Consider the following 2,460-nt stretch of genomic DNA (forward strand, 5'->3'; position numbering starts at 1 on the left):
TCGCGAGGATGCGCGAGACGGTGGTCTTGCCGACGCCGCGCGTGCCGGTGAACAGGTAGGCGTGGTGCAGGCGTTGCTGCGTGAGCGCGTTGGCCAGCGCCTGCACGACGTGCTCCTGGCCGACGAGGCCTTCGAAGTCACGCGGGCGGTATTTGCGGGCCAGGACGAGATAGGACATCGGGGCATTCTACGGGGCCCGGTGGTACCCGATAATCGCGGTTTCGGCGGCAGCGCCGACCCGTGACCGCCCCGACATCGACCCTCTGCTCCCGATGAAATCCACCCCTGCTTCCCCCGACACGCTCAGCTACGAACAGGCCGGCGTCAACTACGACCTGATCGACCCGCTGAAGGTGGCTGCACAGCGCGCCGCGAAGGCCACCGGTGCCCACCTGGCTGTACACGGGTTCAGCGAGGTCGAGGCCTCGCGCGGCGAATCGRCCTACGTGGTGGACGTGGGGCCCTTCTATCTGGCCTCGATCGTCGAATGCCTGGGCTCGAAGGCGCTGGTGGCCGACGAGATGAAGGCGCTGACCGGCAAGAGCTACTACGCCGGCATTGCGCAGGACACGATCGCGATGGCGATCAACGACCTGATCACCGTGGGTGCGACACCGCTGGTGGTGCAGGCCTACTGGGCCGCGGGCGGCTCCGACTGGTTCTCCGACGCGCAGCGCGCGCAGGYGCTGGTGGAAGGCTGGAAGGCCGCGTGCGACACCTGCCAGGTGGCCTGGGGCGGCGGCGAGACGCCGGCGCTGGCGGGCATCGTGGCCGAGGGGCGCATCGACCTGGCGGCGAGCTGCACGGGGCTGATCAATCCGAAGGAGCGGCTCTCGGTCGGCGACAAGCTGGCACCGGGCGATGCGATCGTGCTGCTGGCATCGAGCGGCATCCATGCGAACGGGCTGAGCCTGGCGCGCAAGCTGGTGGAGCGGCTGCCGAAGGGTTACCTGACCGAGGTGCAACCGGGGCTGAGCTACGGCGAGGCGCTGCTGGCGCCGACGGTGCTGTACTCGCCGGTGACCGAGGCGCTGTACAAGGCCGGCATCCAGCCGCACTACTGCGCCAACATCACCGGCCACGGCTGGCGCAAGCTGCTGCGGCATCCGGCGAAGCACACCTACCGCATCCACAGCGTGCCCGAAGTGACGCCGGTGCTGAAGTTCATCCAGCAGCATGCGCAGCAGGATGATCAGGAGGCGTACAGCACGCTGAACATGGGCGCGGGGTTTGCGATCTTCGTGAAGGCGGAAGACGCGCAGCGCACGGTGGAGGTGGCGCAGGCCGCGGGCGTGAAGGCCATCGTGGCGGGCGCGGTCGAGGCCGGGCCGAAGCGGCTGCTGATCGAGCCGCTGAACATCGAGTTCGGCGACGATTCTTTGCAGCTGCGCTGAGAAGGCCATTGYCCGTCGCCTACAATCCGCCGCGACGGGCCTCCCCGCATGGAAGCACGGCCAACCGGGTCAGGTCGGGAACGAAGCAGCCCTAACTGTTGCGACCAGTGCCGGGGGTAAGGCTCGTCACCTCTCCCCTCTTCTCTTTCGGTTCGACCAGAACTGCGCTCGCCCACCTCCGTTCGGGCTGAGCCTGTCGAAGCCAGCGAGACCAGCAACTCCACTCACTCGCGTCGTGCATGATCTCTTCATGCCGAACTACTCTTGGTCGTGCCTCTCCTGCGGCYAGACCAACTCCAGCCAAGCCTGGCACTGCAGCCTGTGCACCTGCCCCGCGAACGCCACCGCGAAGCAGATCGATTCGAGCCGGGCCCGACACGTGGCCCGAGATGGCCAGATTCAGTCTGGCGCCGCGGAGAGCCCGTCCGGCAACCTGCCCGCATTCGACGTGCTGTGCCGACCCCTGTTGTTCCTGCTGCTCGGATGGTGGCCGAAGCACAAGCCGGATGAACGTGGCGCTCCTTGAAGCCGCAGCCCGCGCAAAGGCACCGGATGCCCGCCGCACATCACCACACAGATCCTTCCATGACACCGCTCCCCAAACGGATCCTTCACCAGCTCATCGCCGCCATCGGACTGACCCTGCTGTGCACGGCAGCCCCCGCCGCAGACGACCCCAACCTTCAAGGTGGGCGTGCGCGTTGATCCAGCCCGTGAGGGTGCGGGCGCATGCAGCCCTCGAGGCGACACCGGCCTGCGAACCGGCGCCAGCCCGAGCAGTTCGCTCGCCTTCAAGCCTCCCTCGGGATGGGCTCCGAAATTGATGGATCCGTCCGCTGACAAGCGCCTGCCGGCGACCGTCGTGCAGAGCCGGTTCCTCGCCGAAGTCGGCGCGCCCGCGTTGTGCACCGGCGAGGACCATGTCTGCGCGCGGTCGTGTCGCGATGATCAACATCGTGAGCGATGAGAAGGGGCCGGAGGTGGACGCCGCCTCGAAGCTCATCGTCGAGCAGTTCCAGCCACAGCTGCGCCGCGACAACCCTTGAATTGCATGTAAGCTTCACGC

3 protein-coding genes and 1 other RNA gene are annotated in these 2,460 nt (G+C 67.4%); 3 read left to right on the plus strand and 1 reads right to left on the minus strand.

The annotated features are described in order from the left end of the window. On the minus strand, window positions 1-178 hold a 178-nt coding region (locus AC1D12_RS30920), incomplete at its 3' end, for a hypothetical protein (RefSeq protein WP_490363545.1). A 94-nt stretch (window positions 179-272) separates the two neighbouring features. Between AC1D12_RS30920 and AC1D12_RS30925 the strand changes: the two genes are divergently transcribed. The 3 genes from AC1D12_RS30925 (at window position 273) to AC1D12_RS30935 (ending at window position 1,920) form a co-directional block, all read left to right on the plus strand. Continuing rightward, the gene (locus tag AC1D12_RS30925) at window positions 273-1,394 is read left to right on the plus strand and encodes an AIR synthase-related protein (RefSeq protein ID WP_477845033.1); all 1,122 of its coding nucleotides are present in this window, start codon (window positions 273-275) and stop codon (window positions 1,392-1,394) included. Window positions 1,395-1,427: 33 nt separating this feature from the next. Continuing rightward, an RNA gene (ffs, locus tag AC1D12_RS30930) (signal recognition particle sRNA small type) lies at window positions 1,428-1,525 on the plus strand. 104 nt (window positions 1,526-1,629) lie between these two features. After that, window positions 1,630-1,920, plus strand: a complete 291-nt coding sequence (locus AC1D12_RS30935; RefSeq protein ID WP_477845034.1) for a hypothetical protein — start codon at window positions 1,630-1,632, stop codon at window positions 1,918-1,920. The last annotated feature ends 540 nt before the right edge of the window (window positions 1,921-2,460 follow it).

This window comes from Rhizobacter sp. P1_G5 (genome assembly GCF_056405435.1).